We start from the raw sequence: 1,190 nt of genomic DNA, 5'->3' as shown, positions 1-1,190 counted from the left end.
AGATATCTCTGGCATCTCTTCCAAGAAGATCTGTTGTAACAAGATCAATGTTCTTATCATCAGCAAGCTGACGGTTGGCTTCACTGCTGTAAGCACCATCTGTAACCAGAGTATTACGCTCGGGTGTCCGCTCAACAGATTCGAGATGTTCTTTGAGAAAATCGCTGTCACTGTGCGTATTTGAATCAAACTGATAATCCGTTATGATTGACTTATCTTCACCTACAGACTCTGTTACATTTGCAGCATAGCCACGATACTGTTTTCCAGCTTTTTCACGGTAAGTTGCTTCCGGGTCAGCAGGATTTTGAAGTATGGAAGAATTCATGCCTCCATCTTTTTTTGTTTTCAGGCGCAGCTTATCATCTTCTCTGATCACCTGCTCTGAAAATGCTCGGACAAGAAGCTGATATTCCGGTACATCGTCATAGCTGCCGTTACATTTCTTAATCAGGCTGTCAGCATCTGACAGGATTGTCAGGATTCTCTGGTCATAGTCCTCCTTCCGCTGCCGGTAAATGACTTTATTATAATCATCAGGATTATAGTAATGCTCCAATCCCTCCAGCTTGTCATCTTCATTATGTTTGTGAAGATACACAACAAGATCTGAGACACAGGTATATAACAGTTCCATACGGCTCAAACGCTTGATATTGGAAGCAACCATTAGAGAATCCATACGCTGGATCTGTCCATTTATTTTCATGATTTTTGCCATTTCACCAGAAAGCCCGGTAATGGTTTCATAGATAAGATCTGTGCCAGTGGCAAGTTCGTAAGTATAACAGCGTTTACGAAAGCGACTCAGCGTTTTATCGGAAAGCGGCTGCTCTTCAAAACTTGTTGTATGAAGTGCATACTGAAACCGGACATCAAAAGCAAGCGACTCGACCATTTCGTCATCAGTCAGGTTTAAAAGTTCTTTGAGAATAAGAGCTCCAACACATACATTGACAGGTGTGTTTGGACGTGATGCTTTATCGCTGTACAGACATACAAAACGGCTTTCATCAATCTTAGGAAATATTTTCTCTGCGAATGGTTTAGCCCATGATTTTTCAAGCATGCGTTTTTCACGGTCTGTAAGACCGAATAAAGCATCATTTAATGTAATCTGCTGACTATCATTTGATTTAAAAGACATAAGTGGTTTCCTCGCTTTCTTCTGCTTATATAATACCACTTAT

Annotated in this window: 1 protein-coding gene; it reads right to left on the bottom strand. The window is 40.8% G+C overall.

What is annotated here, in order from left to right; all coding sequences use genetic code 11:
• Positions 1-1,147, bottom strand: a 1,147-nt coding sequence (locus ACTQ1L_RS15180; protein WP_441368087.1) for a transposase, incomplete at its 3' end; no start/stop codon positions are given.
• Positions 1,148-1,190: the final 43 nt, after the last annotated feature.

This window comes from Agathobacter sp. LCP21S3_B2, from assembly GCF_052118705.1.
Taxonomy (GTDB): domain Bacteria; phylum Bacillota; class Clostridia; order Lachnospirales; family Lachnospiraceae; genus Roseburia.
The sequence above is the reverse complement of the archived record's forward strand: the minus strand, read 5'-3'. Positions and strand labels throughout refer to the sequence as shown.